This is a genomic window from Pseudomonas putida (assembly GCF_002025705.1).
In the GTDB taxonomy this organism is placed as follows: domain Bacteria; phylum Pseudomonadota; class Gammaproteobacteria; order Pseudomonadales; family Pseudomonadaceae; genus Aquipseudomonas; species Aquipseudomonas putida_J.
This window is the reverse complement of the sequence record NZ_CP018846.1, coordinates 243,814-263,263: the sequence shown is the minus strand read 5'-3', so window position 1 is coordinate 263,263 and position 19,450 is coordinate 243,814. Positions and strand designations below refer to the sequence as shown.

The window sequence follows — 19,450 nt, the reverse complement described above, 5'->3', positions numbered from 1 at the left end:
TCGAATTCGTGATGACGCTTCTTTGAGCTGGGTCAAACATTCCGTTTATTCAGCTCCGTACCATTGGACTATTCAATTACTCACGTCCTTTGGGAGCTTCCATGAACAAGTCCTTGCTCGGTGCCTCGCTTGTGGCCCTTGCGCTCGCCGCCCCTGTTGCCCACGCCCACAAAGCGGGTGATGTCATCGTCCGCGCCGGTGCCATCACCACTGCTCCGAACGAAAGCAGCGGCGACCTGAAATTCGACGGCAACAAGGTGTCGGGCACCAAGGCGACCCTGGACAGCGACACCCAGCTGGGCCTGACCTTCGCCTACATGCTCACCGACCACATCGGCCTGGAGCTGCTGGCTGCAACCCCGTTCAAGCACAGCGTAGGCGTCAAAGGCCTGGGCGGCGGGCTGGACGGCAAGCTGGCCGACATCAAGCAGCTGCCACCGACCCTGTCCGTGCAGTACTACCCGATGGAGCCTAACTCCAAGTTCCAGCCCTATGCTGGCGTCGGCATCAACTACACCCTGTTCTTCGATGAAGACCTGACCGGCGAGCGCAAGCAACAGGGCTTCAGCAACCTCAAGCTGCAGGACTCGGTGGGTATCGCCGGCCAGTTGGGCATGGACTACATGATCACCGACAACCTGCTGGTGAACGCCTCGGTCTGGTACGTCGACATCGACACCAAGGCCAGCGTCAACGGCCCGACCGCACTGGGCTACAGCAAAACCAAGGTCGACGTCGATGTCGACCCTTGGGTGTACATGGTCGGCCTTGGCTACAAGTTCTGACCCGAACACGGCAGGGCGGCTTCGGTCGCCCTTTCTCGTTGCCCCCAGGACCAGCACCCCAGCGCCAGCGCACTGATCGCCATCCCCAGCCCACACACCGCAATCCAGCCCCAGCGCGCATAAACCCAACTCGCCAGCACCGCCCCCAGCCCACTGCCGATCGAGTAGCAACACATGTAGGCGCCGATCAACCGGCTGGCCATCGCGCCACGCCCCGCCAGCAACAGGCTCTGGTTGGTGACATGCACCGCTTGCACCGCAAAATCCAGCATCAGCACACCCAGCGCGAACGCCGTCAGCGAGTGCCCGACACAGGCTGCCGGCAGCCACGACAACGTCAGCAGGCCCAGCGCCAGCCCGGTGGTACGCTCACCCAGCCCTCGATCAGCCAGACGACCGGCCCGCGACGCCGCCAAGGTACCGGCGATACCCGCCAGGCCGAACAGGCCGACCTCGGTATGGTTGAGCGCCAGCGGTGGCGCACTCAGGGGCAACACCATGGCACTCCACAACACGCTGAACGCCGCGAAGATCAACAGGCCGAACAGCCCGTGCCGGCGCAGCAGACGATCGTGTCGATACAAGGTGAACAACGAGCCGATCAGTTGCAGGTAGCCTGGCCGTTGCGCAGGTAACCGGCTGGCGGGCAACCAGCGCCAGAGCACCACGGCCATCAGCATGAGCACAACCGCCGCCACGAAGTACACCGTACGCCATCCGGCCAGGTCGGCGAGCGCACCTGAAACCAGACGTGCCAGCAAAATGCCCAGCACCACGCCGCTGGTGACCGTGCCCACCGCTTGGCCCTGACTGGCCGGGGTGGCAAGGGTGGCGGCGTGGGCGACCATGACCTGCACCATGACCGCCATCAGCCCGACCAGAGCCAAAGCAGCCAGCAGAACCAGCCACTGCTGCGCCAGGCCAACACCGATCAAGGCCACGGTGGCAAGCAGCAGTTGCACCAGCAGCAGGCGTTTGCGCTCGATCAGATCGCCAAGGGGCACGATCAGGATCAGCCCAACGGCATAACCCGCCTGCGTTGCGCCGACCACCCAACCGATCTGCTGCTGCGCCACGCCCAGGTCTCTGGCTATCGACTCGAGCAAAGGCTGAGCGAAATAGACCGTGGCCACGGCCATGGCGCTGGTAGAGGCAAGCAAGAGGGATATCCAGCGATTCATCGGGCTGACTCCTTCGCAACTGGTTTCAAATTAAAACCACATGATGGATATTTAGCAAATGTGGTTTTAATCTGCAACCAGATGAACAACACAGGTGTTGCCAATGCTCGACGAAGTGAACGCTCAATGCCCCGTGGCTCGGGCGCTGGAAGTGCTGGGTGACCGTTGGGCGCTGATGATCCTGCGCGATGCCTTCGATGGCCTGCGCCGTTTCAGCGAGTTTCAGAAGAACCTGGGGCTGGCGAAGAACATCCTTGCGTCGCGGCTGAAGTTGCTGGTGGAGAGCGGGTTGCTGGCTTTGCAGCCGGCGTCCGATGGCAGTGCGTACAAGGAATATGTGCTGACCGAGAAAGGCCGCTCGGTGTTTCCGATCGTGGTGGGGTTGCGCCAGTGGGGGGAGCGGTTTCTGTTCGAGGCGGGGGAAGTGCGCTCGGCACTGGTGGACAGTGCCAAGGGGCAAGCTGTCGAGCTTCTGCAGGTACGTGCAGAGGACGGAAGGCCACTGGCGGCGGAGGATTGCCAGCGCAAGCTGGTGCGCCATCGGTGAACAGGGGGCGCTTCGCACCCCTTTCCGACCGGTCCGGCGCCCCGGCAAGGCCGCTCCTACAATAGATTGCGGTCTGCTGTAGGAGCGGCCTTGTGTCGCGAATGGGCTGCAAAGCAGCCCCGGCTATCTCAAGCCTTGCCGAGCAGCTTGGCCAGCCCTTCGACCATCGGGGTCGGCTGCGGGAAGTCGAAACGCGCCAGCAAACGCTGGTTGTCCGCCCGGGAATGGCGAATGTCACCCGACCGCGCCTGGCCGTAGCTGATCGCCGGCAAACTGCCCACCACCTGCTCCAGCGCCTTGAGCATCTGGTTCAGCGAAGTCGCCTGGTTCAGGCCGACGTTCACCGCGCCCTCTTCCACCTGCGGTTGCTCCAGTGCCTGCACCATCACCTGCACCAGGTCGCCGACGTAGAGGAAGTCACGGGTCTGTTCGCCATCACCGAACACGGTGATCGGCAAGCCCTGGGCCGCCCGCTCGCTGAAGATGCTGATCACCCCGGAATACGGCGAGGAAGGGTCCTGGCGCGGGCCGAAGATGTTGAAGAAGCGGAACACCACCGGCTCCAGGCCATGCTGACGGCGGTAGAAGTCGAGGTATTGCTCGCTGGCCAGCTTGTCCACCGCGTAGGGCGTCAACGGCGCCTTGGGCGTGTCCTCAGCAATCGACTCACCTTCACCATTGTTGCCATACACTGCTGCGCTTGATGCAAAGACCACGCGGCGCACGCCATGCACGCGCATGGCTTCGGCCACGTTGAGGGTGCCGATGAAGTTGCTCTGGTGGGTCTTCACCGGGTCTTCGACCGACGCCTGCACCGACGCCACCGCAGCCAGGTGGACCACGGCACGGCAACCGGCGGCAGCACGCTGAACCAGCTCGGCGTCGGCCACATCGCCCTGGATCAGCTCCAGGTGCGGGTTGCCCAACTGCAAGTTGTCGCGCTTGCCGGTGGAAAGGTCGTCGAGAATACGTACGGCGTAGCCTTTGGCCAGCAACGCATCGCACAGGTGGGAGCCAATAAAGCCGGCGCCGCCGGTGATCAGGATGGGGGCATCAGCCATGGCGGTAGAATCGATCCAGTAATGGTGGCAAGCCCGCGCGCCAGGCACGCGGCTTGATACCGAAAGTGTGAAGAATTTTCTTGCAGGCCAGTACCGCGTGTTGCGGCTCCTCGCTGGCGTCCGGCCGTGCGGCATGGGCCTGCGCGGTCGGCGCCTGCACTGCCAGCTGACGGTACTGCCCGGCCTCGCTGAGAATCGCCTGGCCCAGCGCCAGCGGCGTGGTCGCCTCGTTGCCGGCGTAGTGGTAGGTACCCCACAGCGGTGCACTGCAATCAAGCTGCTTGAGCACCGACAGGATCACCCGCGCAGCGTCGTCTACCGGCGTCGGGTTGCCGCGCCGGTCATCGGCCAGCAGCAGCTCCTGCGGTTGTTCGGCGCGGGTCAGGAAGCGGCCCAGGGCGCCGTCGATGCTCTCGTCCAACAACCAGCCAAAGCGCAGCAGCACATGCTGCGGGCACGCCGCGCGCACGCTTTGCTCGATACGCCACAGCGCCTGGCCACGCTGGCCCAGCGGTACCGGTTCGTCCTTCTCGCTGTAGGCGGTGGCCCGCGAACCATCGAACACCCGGTAGCTGGAAGGCTGCACCAGGGTGATCTGGTGATGCTGGCACAACTCCGCCAACCGCTCTACAGCCCGCTCCTGCTGGGCCAGACGCTGGTCGCTGACCGACTCGGCCTGGAACCAGTCGAAGTAGTAGGCCAGGTTGACCAGGGCATCGGGGCGATGATCGTCAAGCAGCTGAGTGAGGCTGGCCGGGGCCCAGCCGTTTTCCGGCGGGCGCGGTGCCAGGAATGCGATGTCCTCCTCGGCCCCGAGACGAATCAGCGCTTGCCCGAGGGCATTGCCACCACCCAACAGCATCAGGCGCATACGCATAGAGTCAGCAGATCCGAACAGGTTGATGAGGGAAAGGGGTCATTTTGCGGTTTCCTGCCCGGGAAGTCCAACGCAGGGCCTGGCCAAGGCCGCCGACGGTAGTGAATTCAGTTTTACAAATATCAAGACAGTCGCCATCAGACTTCTCCTACAGCATGCCGGGAATGAGCTGGCTTTCGCGAAGCAGCATAACTGCATTGAATAGTTGACTCACCCACTTGCCAGGTGAGGAGCTGCATAAAAACAACAACAAGGAATGTTCAATGCCCCATTAGTGGCTGAGAACAGGAAAACACCCAGTGATCGAACTCGACTTGAACCTCATCCTGATACTCGCCCTGGTTGCACTGATGGCTGGCTTTTTTGATGCGATCGCAGGAGGCGGGGGCTTGATCACACTCCCGGTCTTGTTCGTTGCCGGCATAGAACCCTTGGCAGCTATTGCCACCAACAAATTCCAGGCGGCTTCGGCCACGGTGTCGGCTACGTGCGCTTTTGCCCGCAAAGGCATGATCGACTGGAAGCGCGGCAGCCCCATGGCTGTCTGTCCTTCATCGGAGGGGCCCTGGGCGCCTTGTCTGTCAGCTACGTACCCAAGAACGTTTTACAAGCTTGCGTACCCATATTGCTGATTCTGGTGGCGGCCTACTTCGCCTTCAGCCCAAAATCGAATGAACAAGCGCGCAAGGCAAAGATTTCGACTAGCCTGTGCTGCGTGGCAGTGGCTCCGATCATCGGTTTCTATGACGGGATCTTTGGCCCGGGGGTCGGCTCGTTCTTCATGCTGGCCTGCGTGATACTGCTGGGCCAGCACCTGATACAAGCCGTGTGCAACAGCAAACTGCTGAACGCAGCTTGCAACCTGGGCGCGTTGTCGGTGTTCTCACTGAGCGGGGCGATCATCTGGCCGCTGGCGCTGGCAATGGCGTTTGCCGCGTTAGTGGGGGCACAGTTGGGGGCACGCTGCGCAGTACATTTCGGCCCGCAGCTGATCAAACCGCTGCTGGTCTGCGTATGCTGCATCATGGCACTGAAGCTGTTGCTCGACTCAGGCAACCCACTTGGCGAATGGCTGCACAATCAGTTCTTCTAGCTAGAGAGCACCATGCACTGGCAAACGGGCACCCAGCAGCGCCTGAAATGGCAGTTCGACGAGCCCGCCCCGGGCAAAGAGCTGTTCATCGATGAACAATTCGGAAGCTACCTGCAACAGGCCCGATTGTTGGTTCCTGATACCGAGCGCGCAGCACCGGCATTCGTGCTGGGTGGCGCGCGTTCGGACTTTACCCGGCTCAATCCCCTGCTCTATCGCTTGCAAGCCGCTGGCATCGGGTCGCTCACTGGCAATCTTTCCGGCCACAGCCTCGCCAGCGAACCAGGCGCAGTGTCGCCGTCACTAAATACCAACCTCGAAGAGGCACTGCGATTCCACGCGCATATCGCGCCTCTATGCCAAACACTCATAGGCCACAGCCTGGGCGCAGCAATCGCATTGAAACTTGCGGCACGGTTGCCGCAAGTGCGCAGCATCGTGTTGATCTGCCCAGCGGTCTATCCCGATGATGCCCACCAAGCGCCGTTTGGCCCGGCATTCACAGCGGCCATCAGCAAGCCTTACGGCTTTCTCGATAGCGACAGCTATGCCTTTCTAAAGCAGTTCCAGGGCAGAGTGCTGATGGTGATTGGCGAGTATGACGGGCTCAACTCGCAACGCTTCGGCAAAGGGCCAGGGACCAGCGCAGGTAACCTGTGGCTGGCCGGTACCGAGCGCTACAGCCCGATCCCTGAAGAGGTCACCCACGCGCTGATGCGGGCCGTGCCGGCGGCGCGTTTGCAATGCCTGTTCCTTACAGACTGTGACCACGGCATCGCCGCCCACTTACGCAGCACGCCGGCCATCGCGGACAAGGTTGGCAATGCGGTTGCAACGTTCATCCTCGACGGCGCGTGACGCGCTGACCATCACTCGATTTCAAACAGCCCGTTACTGAGCGGCCCCACACTCAACCGCTCGCGCACATCGTCATCTATCCGTGGGTCATCCGGCCGGTACAGCCTGACCTGCCGATAGGCATTGATGCGGTTGATCTCCTCGCCCAGATACTCCCACACCACGCGGGTGCAGGCCGGATTGCGCCGGTCGCCGCTCGACACCCCGGCCTTCAGGCCATTGAGGCGGGTGATGCGGCTCTTGAAGCTGGGGATGAGGATGGTCTGGCTCATCTCGTTGAAGGTCAGCGACTCGTAGTCGATGAGGAACATCCGGTCCTGCAGCTGGAACGCCGCTCCCAGGTAACGGCAGCGCACCTCGGCATGCTGGTCGGTGGCGCTGGAGCGCTCCTGGCGTTCCTGGCGCTCGAACATGAAGCGGCCGCGCTCCTCCCACAGGTGCACCAGCGACACCAGGATGGTGCCGGGTACCGACATGCAGTTGGAATACTCGAAGTAATACCCGCAATAGCGCGACAGGTTGCCGGCTTGATCGTGCAGCGGGCGGAACAGTTCGCTGATCGGGTCGCCGGGCTGGTCGGTGACAGTCGATACGCGTGCGCCGATCAGGCGGGCGAACTGCTCGGCCGGCAGATTCAGCTCGTAATCCTCGACACCGAAGAAATCACCGATGCGCTTGAGGTTGAAAGGCGTCGGTCGGCTCTGGCCGCTCAGGTACTTGTTGAACTGCGCGCGGTTGATCGAGAGCTGGCGGCAAACTTCCGAGATAGAGCGGTAGTGGCTGCAGGCCAATTTGAGGTTGGTAGCGAAATGATCGCTCATGACAGGGGACTCAGGTGACGCGAATGATGCCAGTCTAGCATCAAGTCGCACCAAATCAGAGCAACCCGCGAAATTGTAACCACTCTTGTCATGGCCAACCATGCGCCCCAACGAATAGCGGTGCGCCTGCCGTCCGCTAGTCATTCCATGCGAAGAATAAGAATCGAGGTCATTTTCCAATGCTCGAAGCACTCAACGATTTCCTCTCGGGGAAACTTCTCATCGTGCTGATCGTCGGTCTCGGCGGTTACTTCACCATCCGTTCGCGGTTCGTTCAGTTCCGCCACTTCGGCCACATGTTCGCCGTCTTCAAAGAGTCGCTGCGTGGCCAGGCAGGCCAGCTGAGCTCCTTCCAGGCTCTGATGCTGAGCCTGGCCGGCCGCGTTGGCGCCGGTAACATCGCCGGTGTCGGCATCGCCGTAACCCTGGGTGGCCCAGGCGCGGTGTTCTGGATGTGGGTCACGGCACTGGTCGGCATGGCCAGCAGCTTCTTCGAATGCACCCTGGCCCAGGTCTACAAGCGCGCCGACGGCGACGGCCTGTACCGTGGTGGCCCGGCCTACTACATCCAGCACGGCCTGAAGCGCAAAAGCATGGCCATCGTGTTCTCGATCCTGCTGCTGGTCACCTACGGCTTCGCCTTCATCGGCCTGCAGTCGTACACCGTGACCCACTCGCTGCAGAACGCCTTTGCCTTCGACCCGCGCCACACCGGTATCGTCCTGGCGGTGCTGCTGGCAATCACCTTCCTCGGTGGCATCAAGCGTATCGCGGCGGTGTCGGACCTGCTGGTACCGGTCAAGACCCTGGCCTACATCGGCGTGACCCTGTACGTGATCGGCACCCAGATCGAACACGTGCCCGCCATGCTGGAAACCATCTTCAAGAGCGCCTTTGGCCTCGACCCGGCGTTCGGCGGCCTGCTTGGCAGCGCCATCGTCATGGGCGTGAAGCGTGGCGTGTTCGCCAACGAAGCCGGTCTGGGCAGTGCCCCGAACGTAGCTGCCGTGGCCGCCGTGAAGCACCCAGGTGCCCAGGGCGTGGTCCAGGCATTCAGCGTGTTCCTCGACACCTTCGTGATCTGCACCTGCACCGCGCTGCTGATCCTGCTGTCGGGCTTCTACACCCCAGGCTTCGAAGGTGACGGCATCGTCCTGACCCAGAACTCGCTGGCCGCCGTGGTCGGTGACTGGGGCCGCCTGTTCGTCAGCGTGGCACTGTCGCTGTTCGTATTCACCTGCATCCTCTACAACTACTACCTGGGCGAAAACAGCCTGCAGTTCCTCAGCCGCAACCGCATGGTGCTGCTGGCGTTCCGTGCCCTGGTACTGGCGCTGGTGGTGTGGGGCTCGATGCAGGACCTGTCGACCGTGTTCGCCTTCGCCGACATCACCATGACCTGCCTGGCCTTCGTCAACCTGGTAGCCCTGGCCCTGCTGTTCAAAGTCGGCCTGCGGGTGATGCGCGACTACGATGACCAGCGCAAGGCCGGCATCCAGCAGCCAGTGTTCGACTCGTCGAAGTTCGCCGACCTGGACCTGGACCGCAACGCCTGGCCTGCCAATCCACAGGCGGAAACAGCCACTGACAAAGCAGTCGGCCAAGCTCAGTCGCAGCGCTGATATCCTCCCCTGCCCAGCCGCCCCTTCCGTGGGCGGCTGCTCTACCTCCGCTCACCGCTTCGGATGCTTTCCATGCGTGCAGTCAAGAATCTCCTCGTCCTCTACACCGGTGGCACCATCGGCATGCTGGAAACCGCCGAAGGCCTGGCGCCGGCCGGTGGTTTCGACACGCGCATGCGCGAACACCTCGCCCAGCTGCCCGATGCGCCCCAGGTGCAATGGACGCTGCAGGAAATGAACCCGTTGCTCGACAGCGCCAACATGCAGCAACACAACTGGCTGGCGATGCGCGATGCCATCGTCGCAGCAGTGGACGCTGGCCATGACGGCGTGCTGGTGCTGCATGGCACCGATAGCCTGGCCTACAGCGCCGCTGCGCTGTCGTTCCTGCTGCTGGGCCTGCCGGTGCCGGTGCTGCTGACCGGCTCGATGCTGCCGGCCGGGGCGCCGGGGAGCGATGCCTGGGACAACCTGTGCGGGGCCCTGCGCCAGGTCGGACAGGGCCTGGAAGCTGGCGTGCAGTTATATTTCCACGGCCAGTTGCTGCATGGCTGCCGGACTTCGAAACTGCGTAGCGAGGCCTTTGACGCCTTCGCCGCACTGCCGCGCCATCGTGAAGGCGAGCGTGCCACCGATTTGCCTGCCGCTCTGGGCTATCGCCAGCAGCGCCAACCGGTCAACCTGGCGGTGATGCCGGTGTTCCCGGGCCTGCAGGCCGCGCACCTGAAGGCATTGCTCGGCAGTGGCGTACAAGGGCTGCTGCTGGAGTGCTATGGCAGTGGTACCGGCCCGTCGGACGACCAGGCGCTGCTGGAGGTGCTGCGTGCAGCGCGCCAGCGTGGTGTGCTGCTGGCCGCCATCAGCCAGTGTCCGGAAGGGTCGGTGGTGTTCGATACCTATGCGGCGGGTAATCGCTTGCGCGGCGCCGGGCTGGTCAGTGGTGGCGGCATGACCCGCGAGGCGGCGCTGGGCAAGATGTTTGCGCTGCTGGGGGCGGGGTTGGATGTGGATGCTGCCGAGCACTGGTTCGCGCTGGATCTGTGTGGAGAGCGGCTGTAGGAGCGGCCTTGCGTCGCGAAAGGGCTGCAAAGCAGCCCCGGCGACCTATGCGACGAAGCTGAAAACCCGGGGCCGCTTCGCGCCCCTTTCGCGACACAAGGCCGCTCCTACAGAAGAGCGCCTTGCAATGCGGTGAGAATGGCGGAAGGCAGCGGGAGTCGAACCTGCCCGGGAACGGCTGCCGTCCCCAACCGGGTTTGAAGCCCGGCCGCGCCACCGGGCGCGATTGCCTTCCTTGAACTCAGTGCCTGGCCTGCTGGGCCAGGGCGCTGTCGGCGCGGATGTGACGCTGATCGGCCACCCTCCGGGTCAAGCCGATGCGGTCGAAGTATTCGAGAATCTGCACACTGCGCTTGCGACCGATGCCCAACATATCGCGAAACGCGGCAACCTGCACTACCGGCGTCTCGTTAGCCTGCCCCAGCAGCAGCTCTGCCATGCGCTGTAGCGTCACCTCAGGGTAGAAGAGGTCACGCACCACCTGATGCACCAGGCCCAGCCGGGCCAGCTTGCGCAGTAGCAGGCGCACATCCGCCTCCGCGCAATTTTCTTCTGCGGCCAACGTCCTGACCCAAGGCGGATCATATTGCCCTGCCAGCAGTTTCGGCTGCAGCTGCGCCCATAGCACGCTGTCGGCGGCGCTCAACTGCACCTTGTGATCAGGCAAATGCAGCCATGGCCCGCTGCTGGCTACCAGCTCATCATTGAGCAGCTCATCGAGCAGGCTGACAAACGCCGGGCGCTCCAGCGGCAAGGCAGCGAAGCGGCGCAGGCGATCGCGGTCCGGGCCAAGCTGGTCGGGCTCCTGTTCATGGAACCGCGCCAGCTGCTCCAACACCTGGTGCCTCAGTGCCTGCCATTGGCCCTTGGCAAAAAGCAGTGGGCCCTGACGCGTGGCCACCACTTGCACATCATTGGGCAATAGCCAGGTTTCACGCTGGCGGTTGAACTGGCGCTCCAGGCGCTGCGGGTCAAGGCCACCAAGCGCACTGGCGAGCAAGGCCGACATAGCCTCCTCCAGGCCATCTGCATCGCGCAGCACCTGCAACTGGCGCAGGCGTTCGGCACTGCGGCGCTGCCGGCTTGGCGCAAACGGGTCGAGCACCTTGCCGCCGCCGAGGGTGCGCTGCGCACGCTGGTCTCGCAGCACCACGCGGTCACCGTGTACCGCCTGCAACGGCGCGTTAAGCAGAAGCTGGGCAAACATGCGCTGGCCGGCGGCCAGGGTTTCGCCTTCGAGCAAAGCCACCCGGGCCGTCACATCCTGGGTGCCGAGGTGCACGTGAACGGCACTGAAATGCTCGAAAATGCGGGTTTCACCAGGTAGCAGGTAAAGTTCGATATCCACCCGCACGCTGGGCGCATGCAGCCATTCGGGCACCAGCCAGTCACCTCGGTGCACCTGCTCTACTGCCAGGCGTTCGGCGGCGATGTTCAGCGCCACCCGCTGGCCGGCCTCAGCCACCAGTGCCACCTGGTTCTGCGCGTGCAGGCCACGCACCCGCACCGGCTTGCCGCCTTTGCCCAGCAGCAAGGTGTCGCCGGCACTGACGCGCCCGGCCAGCGCTGTGCCAGTGACTACCACCCCGGCGCCGGTCACGGCAAAGGCGCGATCGACCGCCAGGCGAAAGCCACCGCGCACGCTGCGTTGGCGCACTTGCACCTCGGCCTCCAGCAAGGCCCGGCGCAATACCTCGATACCTTGCCCGGTGATGCTCGACACTGGGAACTGCCGTGCCTTGGCATATGGCCCGTCTGCCAGCAACGCTCTGACCTGCGCCTGCACTTCTGCCAGGCGTTCAGGCTCAACCCGGTCACATTTGCTTATCGCCACCAGCGCCTGGGGAATCCCCAACAGCTCGATGATCGCCAGGTGCTCGCGGGTCTGCGGCATCACCCCATCGTCGGCCGCCACCACCAGCAGCACCAGGTCGATGCCATGGGCGCCCGCCAGCATGTTGTGGATAAACCGCTCATGGCCCGGCACATCGATGAAACCGGTCAACGCCGCCCCTTCTGCCAGCGCAGCATAGCGGTAGCCAAGGTCGATGGTCATGCCACGGGCGCGCTCTTCCTGGCGCTGGTCACCGGCCTGGCCGGTGATGGCCTGAAGCAGCGCGGTCTTGCCGTGGTCGATGTGACCGGCGGTGCCGACGATCACTGCACTGGCCCCAATTGCAAGGCCGGCAACTGCGCCAGCCACTGGGCTTCATCATCGAGCTGACGCAGGTCTAGCCACAAGGCGTCGTCATCGATGCGCCCGAGCACCGGCACCGGCAGGTCGCGCAGGGCCCGCTCCAGCACATGCAGGCTGCGCCCGCGCAGTTTCTTCGACACTTGCGGGCGCAGGCACAGCGCCGCGCTTGGCAGGCGCGCCACCGGCTGGCTGCCGCTGCCGATCATGCCCAGCGCCGGTTGAACGCTTACTACCCACTGCTCGCCCAGGCGGGCCTTGAGTTGCGGTGCCAGGCGCTCGGCCTGGGCCTGGATCTCGGCCTGGCTGCGGGTGAGCAGGCGCAGGCTCGGCAGGCGCTCGGCCAGGCGGTCGGGGTTGCGGTACAGCGCCAGCACCGCCTCGAGTGCTGCGAGGGTGATCTTGTCGACGCGCAAGGCGCGCTTGAGCGGGTTTTTCTTGATCTTGGCGATCAGCGCCTTGCGACCGACGATGATCCCGGCCTGAGGGCCACCCAGCAGCTTGTCGCCGCTGAAGGTGACGATGTCGGCGCCATCGGCCAAGGCCTGGCGCACCGTCGGCTCGGCGGGCAGGCCCCAGCGCGTGAGGTCGAGCAGGCTGCCGCTGCCGAGGTCTTCGAGCAGCGGCAGTTCATGCTGGTGGGCGATACGCGCAAGCTCGGCCGTCGGTACCTGGTGGGTGAAGCCCTGAATACTGTAGTTGCTGCAGTGCACGCGCATCAGCAAGCCGGTGCGCGGGCCAACGGCGGCCTCATAGTCGCGGGCGTGGGTACGGTTGGTCGTGCCGATCTCGTGCAGCTTCACCCCGGCACGGGCCATGATATCGGGAATGCGAAAGGCGCCGCCGATCTCGATCAGTTCACCGCGGGAGATGATGCCCTCCTTGCGCGCACCCAGGCTGTTGAGCGCCAGCAGCACAGCGGCCGCGTTGTTGTTAACCACGGTGACGGCTTCGGCGCCGGTCAGTTCGCGGATCAAGCCTTCGATCAGGTCGTCACGGTCGCCGCGCTTGCCGGTGGCCAGGTCGAACTCCAGGTTGAGCGGGTAGCGGGCCGCGGTCTGCATGGCCTCGATGGCTTCCTCGGGCAGCAGCGCACGGCCGAGGTTGGTGTGCAGCACGGTGCCGGTGAGGTTGAACACACGACGGACCTGGCTGCGTTGCTGGATGGCCAGGCGTTCGCCGGTACGGCCGAGGAGGATTTCCGGGGCCAGCTCGGCACTGCCGAGTTCGCCGCGCAGGGCCGGGGCGCGCAGGTCGTCGAGCAACTGCCTGAGGGTGGCCAGGACGGCGTCGCGGCCATGGCGGTCGATCAGCGGCAAGCATGCCGGGTGGCGCAGAAGAGTGTCGATGGAGGGCAGGCGTGGGGTGTCGCTGGCGAGGCTGGAAGACATGCAGTACTACCTTGGACTGATCCGTTGTCTGTTCTGGCCTCTTCGCGGGCAAGCCCGCTCCCACAGGGTTCTCCACAGGTCTGGGAGACGGCGCAGGCCTTTGTGGGAGCGGGTTTACCCGCGAAGCAGGCGACTCGGTATTACAGTGTAGACACTCCCCTACTACCCAGGCGCGAACATCAGGTTCGGTGCCAGGCGATGGAAGCCCTCTTCGTCCAGCCGGATATCCAGCGCCAGGCTAGCCAGGTCGTCAGCCAGTGGCTCGGCCGCGGCATCGTTCTCCAGGTAATTCTGCTTCAGGTAGCTCTCGCAGCCTGGGCAACACTCGGCACGCAGCGGCGCCTTGCCCGGTGCATGGCGGTCATCTTCAAGGCTGGTGTAGCGCAAATCCTTGCTCGACTCGCAGTACACGCACTTGACCCGCACCACATGCCACTCACAGGCGCACAGCGAACAGGCCAGGTAACGCAAACCGTTGTGCTTGCCACGGTTACGCACAACCCCGGCCATTGCTGGCGAACCGCAGGCCGGGCACTGGGCCAGGCTGCCGGCGGGCTTGAGCTCGGGGGCTGGCAGCGCCAGCAACCAGCTCGACCAGGCAGCCTGCAAGGCGGCGCCAATGAACGGCACCAACGCCGCTGGCAGCGCATCGTACTGCCCGCCGAGCAAGGCGATACCCCAGCCCTTGCGCTGGCTATCATCACTGTCGCGCAGGGCCTGCAGCGCCTCGCCCAGCGGGCCGCTAGCCTCACTGTCAAGGTGGGTAAGCAAGGCCTGCAACCAGACCAGCCACGGCCCTTCGCGCACCAGGCTGTCGGCTGCCAGCGGTGGCAGGCCATGACTTATGCACAGGCGCTGACGCTCCTCGGCCACCGGCAAACCGCCGGGTGGGTTATCCACAAGCTGCTGCTGGACGTGGCACAGCTGCGCGATCAGCCGCAGGTAATCACCCAGGGCATTGCCCTCGGCCAGGTATTCCAGGCGCGCTGCGCGCATTGCAAACAAATTGGCAGGCGGCAGATGCAGAAACGGCGGCATTACCGCCGAAGCTTCGATCTGCCCAGGTTCGAGTATCGTGCTCAAGCGCTCATCCTTCTTTGCGTCCATGATTGCTCGGCGTCTTGTCGCCGGTCACTTCGCGGTACCACAACTCATGGTGCTTGCGTGCCCAGGCGCGGCTGACCCAGCCATGCAGCATGGCGCCGATCGAGCCCTTGATCCAGATACCAGCGTAGATATGCACGATGATGCTTAGGATCAGCACGAACGCCGCCAGGGCGTGGGCCAGCGCCGACAGGCGAATGACCTCGATGCCGAACAGGTGGCTGAAATACGCGCGCCAGATCACCACGCCGCTGAGTAGCAGCACCAGCATGCACGCCAGCAGGGTCCAGAACAGCAGCTTCTGGCCGGCGTTGTACTTGCCAATTGGCGGCACGCCCTCCTCCTTGTTCAACATCACCCGGTCCACGCGGCGCAGCCAAAGGCGGTCGTTGGCGGTGATGAAGTTGGCACGCCAGAAGCGCACCACCAGGCCCAGGAAGAACACGAACATCGCCACGCCCAGGAACGGGTGCAGGATGCGCGTCCAAGGCCCGCCGCCGAACAGATGGCTGAGCCAGAACAGTGCCGGGTGGAACAGCGCCAGCCCCGAGAGCCCTGCCGTCATGAACAGGATCGCGACGATCCAGTGGTTGGTCCGCTCGTTGGCGTTGTAGCGCAGGATAGGTTTGTTGTCGTTCATGGCCGCTGCTCCCCTTGCCCACCGGGCTTGGTCGGATCATAGACATGCACCGACGGGTCAACCTGATGCACGCTTTCGTCCGGCGGTGTGGGGTGTTCGTCCTCTTCCACCCGCTGTGGCCCCACCCGCACGTAGTGGAAGAACCCGGCCAGCACCGCCGCGCCCATGGCCAGCAGCGCCAGCGGCTTGGTGAAGCCCTTCCACAAGCCCACCAGCGGGCTGATCACCGGCTGGTCCGGCAGGCCGGCGTACAGCTTCGGCGTGTCGGCATGGTGCAGCACATACATCACGTGGGTGCCGCCGACGCCGTCCGGGTCGTACAGCCCGGCCTTGTCGTAACCGCGCGACTTGAGGTCGACGATGCGCTCGGCGGCATGCACTTTCATCTCATCCTTGCTGCCGAACACGATCGCCCCGGTCGGGCAGGTCTTCACGCAGGCCGGCTCCAGGCCCACGCTTACACGGTCGGAACACAAGGTGCACTTGTACGCCTTGTGGTCCTTCTGCGAGATACGCGGGATGTTGAACGGGCAACCGGTGATGCAGTAACCGCAACCGATGCAGTGGTCCTGGTTGAAGTCGACGATGCCGTTGGCGTGCTTGATGATCGCCCCGGGGCTCGGGCAGGCCTTCAGGCAACCTGGGTCGGCGCAGTGCATGCAGCCGTCCTTGCGGATCAGCCACTCCAGGTTGCCGTCGTCGCGCTCGTGCTCTGTGAAGCGCATCAAGGTCCAGGTCTCGGCCGTAAGGTCCTGGGGGTTGTCGTAGGTGCCGTGGTTGTGGCCGACCTCGTCTCGCAGTTCGTTCCACTCCGAGCACGCCACCTGGCAGGCCTTGCAGCCGATGCACTTGGTGGTGTCGATCAGCTTGGCGACCTCCTCCAGCTGGCGTACCGAGGGCGGAACGGTGGTGGTGGCCGAGCGGGCGATGATGTCTTGGCTGGCCATCAGAGTTTCTCCACTTTGACGAGGAACGACTTGGACTCTGGCGTCTGGGTGTTACCGTCACCGAGGAACGGCACCAGGGTGTTGGTCAGGTAGCCATGGCGCGTGGTCCCGGTGAAGCCCCAGTGCAGCGGGATGCCGATCTGGTGCACGGTCTGGTTGTTGACTTGCAACGGACGAATCCGCTTGGTCACCACCGCGACCGCATCGATATGCCCGCGCTTGCTCGACACCCGCACGCGGTCACCGGCCTTGATGCCCTTCTCGTTGGCCAGCACCTCGCCGATTTCGACGAACTGTTCGGGCTGCGCGATGGCATTCAGGCGGCAGTGCTTGCTCCAGAAGTGGAAATGCTCGGTCAGCCGGTAGGTCGTCGCTGCATAGGGGAACTCGTCGTGCGTACCCAGGGTGTCCCACACCGAATCGAAGATCCGACCGGCCGGGTTGCTGGTGGCCTTCTTGTTCTGCGGGTGCAGTGGGTTGATGCCAATTGGCGTCTCGAACGGCTCGTAGTGCTCGGGGAACGGGCCTTCGGCCATCTTGTCGATGGCGAAGAACCGCGCCACGCCTTCGGGGTTCATGATGAACGGGTTCATCCCCGCCTCTGGCGGCGAGTCGACCTTGAAGTCGGGCACGTCGGTACCGGTCCAGGCCTTGCCGTTCCACCACACCAGGCGCTTCTTCTCCGGGTCCCAGGGTTTGCCTTGCGGGTCGCTGGAAGCACGGTTGTAAAGAATGCGGCGGTTGGCTGGCCAGGCCCAGGCCCAGTTCTGCACCTGATGCATGCCGTACGGGTCGCTGTTGTCGCGGCGGGCCATCTGGTTGCCCTGTTCGGTCCAGCAACCGGCGAAGATCCAGCAGCCGGAAGCGGTGCTGCCGTCGTCCTTCATCTGGGCAAAGCCTGCCAACTGCTGGCCGGCCTTGAGCGTGGCACCAGTGGCGTCGGTGAGGTCGCTGACCGCCCAGCCGTTCATCTCCTTGGCCAGCTCCTCAGGCGATGGCTCTTCAGGGATCTTGTACGGCCAGTGGATGTTCATCATCGCATCAGGGTAGGCACCGCCCTCGGTCTGGTAACGATGACGCAGGCGCAGGAACAGCTCGCTCATGATCTGCACGTCGGTGCGGGTCTCGCCCGGGCCGTCGGCGCCTTTCCAGTGCCACTGCAGCCAACGGCTGCTGTTGACCAGCGAACCATCCTCCTCGGCGAAACAGGTAGTGGGCAGGCGAATCACCTCTGTCTGGATATTGGCCGTGTCGACGTCGTTGAACGGCCCGGCGTTGCGCCAGAACTCCGAGGTTTCGGTGGCCAGCGGGTCCATGATCACCAGCCACTTGAGCTTGCCAAGGGCCGCAGTGACGCGGTTCTTGTCCGGCAGCGCGGCAATCGGGTTGAAACCCTGGCACACGTAGCCATTGACCTTGCCTTGGCCCATCATCTCGAACATGCGCAACACGTCGTAGGCCGGCACATCGAGCTTGGGCAGCCAGTCGTAGCCCCAGTTGTTTTCTGCGGTGGCGTTGGCGCCGTACCAGGCCTTCATCAGGCTGACGTGGAACTTGCCGTAGTTCTGCCAGTACGACAACTGCCCCGGGCGCAGCGGCTTCGACGCACGCTTGTCGATGTAAGTGGCGTAGTCCTGCTCGGCGTCGCCAGCCAGGGTCAGGTAGCCCGGCAAAGAGTTGGACAGCAGGCCGAGGTCGGTCAGGCCCTGGATGTTGGAGTGCCCGCGCAAGGCGTTGACCCCGCCACCCGGCATGCCGACGTTGCCCAGCAGCAGCTGGACCATGGCCGCACTACGGATGATCTGCGCGCCAATCGAGTGCTGCGTCCAGCCGAGCGCGTAGAGGATCGTCATGGTCTTGCCCGGCACCGAGCAACTGGCGATCTCTTCCCAGACCTTCATCATGGCGTCCTGCGGCATGCCACAGGTCATGCTCGCCAGTTCCGGGGTGTAGCGGCTGTAGTGCTGCTTCATCAACTGATACACGCAGCGCGGGTGCTGCAGGGTCGGGTCGACTTTGGCGAAGCCGTCCTCACCCAGCTCGTAGCCCCAGCCGGACTTATCCGCATACACGCGCTTGGCCTCGTCATAGCCGCTGAACAGCCCGTCCTCGAAGCCATAGCTCTCTTTGACGATGAACGACACGTCGGTGTAGTTGCGCACGTACTCGTGCTGGATCTTGTCGTTGCTCAGCAGGTAGTTGATCAGCCCGCCCATGAAAGCGATGTCGGTACCGGTACGGATCGGCGCGTAGTAATCCGCCACCGAAGCGGTACGGGTAAACCGCGGGTCGACCACGATCAGCCGCGCCTGGTTATGCGCCTTGGCCTCGGTCACCCATTTGAAGCCACACGGATGCGCTTCTGCTGCGTTGCCACCCATCACCAGGACCAGATTCGCGTTGGCGATATCGGACCAGTGGTTGGTCATGGCGCCACGGCCGTACGTCGGGGCAAGACTTGCCACCGTCGGGCCATGTCAGACACGTGCCTGGTTATCGAACCCCAGCATGCCTGTTGCGCGGACGACCTTGTGGGTCAGGTAGCCGGCCTCGCTGGAGGCAGCGGAGGCAGCGAGAAAACCGGTGGTAAGCCAGCGGTTGACGGTTTGCCCCTGGGCGTTCTTCTCGATGAAGTTGGCGTCGCGGTCCTTTTTCATCAGGTCGGCGACGCGGTCGAGCGCTTCGTCCCAGCTGACCCGTACCCACTCATTGCTGCCCGGCTTGCGCATCTCTGGATACTTGAGGCGGCTGGGGCTGTGGATAAAGTCGAGCAGGCCGGCACCTTTCGGGCACAGGGTGCCGCGGTTGACCGGGTGATCGGCGTCGCCTTCGATGTGGATGATGTTCTGTTTGACGTTTTTGCCCGCATCGCCCTGGCTGTACAGGATCAGGCCGCAGCCGACCGAGCAGTAGGGGCAGGTGTTGCGGGTTTCTTTGGTGTGCGCCAGCTTGAAGTGACGCACCTGCTCGGCGAAGGCCGGCGTCGGGGCCATGCCCAACGCCGCCAGGCTCGAGCCTCCAAGGCCGACGGCGGCGACCTTGAAGAACTGCCGACGGTTGAGATCCATCGTGCACTCCTGATCAGGTTTGGACGCACGGAACATGGCCGGCGCCTCTTGGTAGTCACGGGGGCGGTTTTGACGGCCGCCAATAGGTAAGACTAGTCAAGAAACCAGAAGGTGCGATGACATGGGTCAGGGGTGTGGGGATTGGTTGTGTTCGACGGTTGCATTTGGGCTGCCAGGTGCATGCCTTGGATTCTATGGCGCC

General features: G+C 63.8%; 15 protein-coding genes, 1 tRNA gene and 1 pseudogene. 6 read left to right on the top strand and 11 right to left on the bottom strand.

All coding sequences use genetic code 11. The features are described from left to right. The first annotated feature begins 101 nt into the window (after positions 1-101). Positions 102-785, top strand: coding sequence for an OmpW/AlkL family protein (locus tag BUQ73_RS01245; RefSeq protein ID WP_079226362.1), 684 nt, complete (start codon positions 102-104; stop codon positions 783-785). Here BUQ73_RS01245 and BUQ73_RS01240 read toward each other — a convergent pair. Then, positions 773-1,966 carry an MFS transporter gene (locus tag BUQ73_RS01240; protein WP_079226361.1) on the bottom strand — a complete coding sequence of 398 codons (1,194 nt, stop codon included), beginning with the start codon at positions 1,964-1,966 and terminating at the stop codon, positions 773-775. The two genes, BUQ73_RS01245 and BUQ73_RS01240, sit on opposite strands and share 13 nt — an antisense overlap. Before the next feature lie 103 nt (positions 1,967-2,069). Between BUQ73_RS01240 and BUQ73_RS01235 the strand changes: the two genes are divergently transcribed. Beyond that, a complete protein-coding gene (locus tag BUQ73_RS01235; RefSeq protein ID WP_079226360.1) occupies positions 2,070-2,513 on the top strand; it encodes a winged helix-turn-helix transcriptional regulator in 444 nt (147 codons plus the stop codon). Positions 2,514-2,641: 128 nt separating this feature from the next. On the opposite strand, the gene BUQ73_RS01230 is transcribed toward BUQ73_RS01235, so the two are convergent. Further along, positions 2,642-3,574 (bottom strand): NAD-dependent epimerase/dehydratase family protein, encoded by a 933-nt coding sequence (locus BUQ73_RS01230; RefSeq protein ID WP_079226359.1) that lies wholly within the window; start codon positions 3,572-3,574, stop codon positions 2,642-2,644. Then, on the bottom strand, positions 3,567-4,451 hold the full coding sequence (locus tag BUQ73_RS01225; protein ID WP_054886538.1) for a sugar nucleotide-binding protein: 885 nt from the start codon (positions 4,449-4,451) through the stop codon (positions 3,567-3,569). The genes BUQ73_RS01230 and BUQ73_RS01225 overlap by 8 nt, the downstream gene beginning before the upstream one ends. Before the next feature lie 299 nt (positions 4,452-4,750). On the opposite strand from BUQ73_RS01225, the pseudogene BUQ73_RS01220 reads away from it, so the two are divergent. Together BUQ73_RS01220 and BUQ73_RS01215 are read left to right on the top strand one after the other, a co-directional pair. Further along, positions 4,751-5,544, top strand: a pseudogene (locus BUQ73_RS01220) (TSUP family transporter). Between the two features lie 12 nt (positions 5,545-5,556). Continuing rightward, positions 5,557-6,402 carry an alpha/beta hydrolase gene (locus BUQ73_RS01215; protein ID WP_079226358.1) on the top strand — a complete coding sequence of 282 codons (846 nt, stop codon included), beginning with the start codon at positions 5,557-5,559 and terminating at the stop codon, positions 6,400-6,402. An 11-nt stretch (positions 6,403-6,413) separates the two neighbouring features. On the opposite strand, the gene BUQ73_RS01210 is transcribed toward BUQ73_RS01215, so the two are convergent. Beyond that, complete coding sequence (locus BUQ73_RS01210; protein WP_079226357.1) at positions 6,414-7,223, bottom strand: helix-turn-helix domain-containing protein; 810 nt, start codon at positions 7,221-7,223, stop codon at positions 6,414-6,416. Positions 7,224-7,402: 179 nt separating this feature from the next. Here BUQ73_RS01210 and BUQ73_RS01205 point away from each other — a divergent pair, with 179 nt between their 5' ends. Beyond that, the gene (locus BUQ73_RS01205; RefSeq protein WP_079226356.1) at positions 7,403-8,845 is read left to right on the top strand and encodes an alanine/glycine:cation symporter family protein; all 1,443 of its coding nucleotides are present in this window, start codon (positions 7,403-7,405) and stop codon (positions 8,843-8,845) included. Positions 8,846-8,917: 72 nt separating this feature from the next. Then, positions 8,918-9,904: an asparaginase gene (locus BUQ73_RS01200; RefSeq protein WP_079226355.1), complete on the top strand. Its 987-nt coding sequence runs from the start codon at positions 8,918-8,920 to the stop codon at positions 9,902-9,904. A 139-nt stretch (positions 9,905-10,043) separates the two neighbouring features. On the opposite strand, the gene BUQ73_RS01195 is transcribed toward BUQ73_RS01200, so the two are convergent. The 7 genes from BUQ73_RS01195 to fdnG form a co-directional block, all read right to left on the bottom strand. Then, a tRNA-Sec gene (locus BUQ73_RS01195) sits at positions 10,044-10,139 on the bottom strand. A 6-nt stretch (positions 10,140-10,145) separates the two neighbouring features. After that, complete coding sequence (gene selB / locus BUQ73_RS01190) at positions 10,146-12,065, bottom strand: selenocysteine-specific translation elongation factor (RefSeq protein ID WP_079230461.1); 1,920 nt, start codon at positions 12,063-12,065, stop codon at positions 10,146-10,148. Then, the gene (gene selA, locus BUQ73_RS01185; RefSeq protein WP_079226354.1) at positions 12,062-13,489 is read right to left on the bottom strand and encodes an L-seryl-tRNA(Sec) selenium transferase; all 1,428 of its coding nucleotides are present in this window, start codon (positions 13,487-13,489) and stop codon (positions 12,062-12,064) included. Before selA ends, selB begins: the two co-directional genes overlap by 4 nt. A 162-nt stretch (positions 13,490-13,651) precedes the next feature. Then, positions 13,652-14,572, bottom strand: a complete 921-nt coding sequence (fdhE, locus tag BUQ73_RS01180; RefSeq protein WP_079226353.1) for a formate dehydrogenase accessory protein FdhE — start codon at positions 14,570-14,572, stop codon at positions 13,652-13,654. 4 nt (positions 14,573-14,576) lie between these two features. Next, complete coding sequence (locus tag BUQ73_RS01175; RefSeq protein ID WP_027917836.1) at positions 14,577-15,233, bottom strand: formate dehydrogenase subunit gamma; 657 nt, start codon at positions 15,231-15,233, stop codon at positions 14,577-14,579. Beyond that, positions 15,230-16,180 carry a formate dehydrogenase subunit beta gene (fdxH, locus tag BUQ73_RS01170; protein ID WP_079226352.1) on the bottom strand — a complete coding sequence of 317 codons (951 nt, stop codon included), beginning with the start codon at positions 16,178-16,180 and terminating at the stop codon, positions 15,230-15,232. Before fdxH ends, BUQ73_RS01175 begins: the two co-directional genes overlap by 4 nt. Further along, the gene (gene fdnG, locus BUQ73_RS01165; protein WP_152031493.1) at positions 16,180-19,248 is read right to left on the bottom strand and encodes a formate dehydrogenase-N subunit alpha; all 3,069 of its coding nucleotides are present in this window, start codon (positions 19,246-19,248) and stop codon (positions 16,180-16,182) included. Before fdnG ends, fdxH begins: the two co-directional genes overlap by 1 nt. Positions 19,249-19,450: the final 202 nt, after the last annotated feature.

Bases quoted from the DNA above. Each gene is read 5' to 3' on its own strand.
- BUQ73_RS01235 (WP_079226360.1), top strand. From the start codon at position 2,070: ATGCTCGACGAAGTGAACGCTCAATGCCCCGTGGCTCGGGCGCTGGAA.
- BUQ73_RS01200 (WP_079226355.1), top strand. From the start codon at position 8,918: ATGCGTGCAGTCAAGAATCTCCTCGTCCTCTACACCGGTGGCACCATC.
- selA (WP_079226354.1), bottom strand. From the start codon at position 13,489: ATGTCTTCCAGCCTCGCCAGCGACACCCCACGCCTGCCCTCCATCGAC.
- BUQ73_RS01215 (WP_079226358.1), top strand. From the start codon at position 5,557: ATGCACTGGCAAACGGGCACCCAGCAGCGCCTGAAATGGCAGTTCGAC.
- BUQ73_RS01245 (WP_079226362.1), top strand. From the start codon at position 102: ATGAACAAGTCCTTGCTCGGTGCCTCGCTTGTGGCCCTTGCGCTCGCC.
- BUQ73_RS01210 (WP_079226357.1), bottom strand. From the start codon at position 7,223: ATGAGCGATCATTTCGCTACCAACCTCAAATTGGCCTGCAGCCACTAC.
- BUQ73_RS01205 (WP_079226356.1), top strand. From the start codon at position 7,403: ATGCTCGAAGCACTCAACGATTTCCTCTCGGGGAAACTTCTCATCGTG.
- fdxH (WP_079226352.1), bottom strand. From the start codon at position 16,180: ATGGCCAGCCAAGACATCATCGCCCGCTCGGCCACCACCACCGTTCCG.
- BUQ73_RS01240 (WP_079226361.1), bottom strand. From the start codon at position 1,966: ATGAATCGCTGGATATCCCTCTTGCTTGCCTCTACCAGCGCCATGGCC.
- BUQ73_RS01175 (WP_027917836.1), bottom strand. From the start codon at position 15,233: ATGAACGACAACAAACCTATCCTGCGCTACAACGCCAACGAGCGGACC.
- BUQ73_RS01225 (WP_054886538.1), bottom strand. From the start codon at position 4,451: ATGCGTATGCGCCTGATGCTGTTGGGTGGTGGCAATGCCCTCGGGCAA.
- BUQ73_RS01230 (WP_079226359.1), bottom strand. From the start codon at position 3,574: ATGGCTGATGCCCCCATCCTGATCACCGGCGGCGCCGGCTTTATTGGC.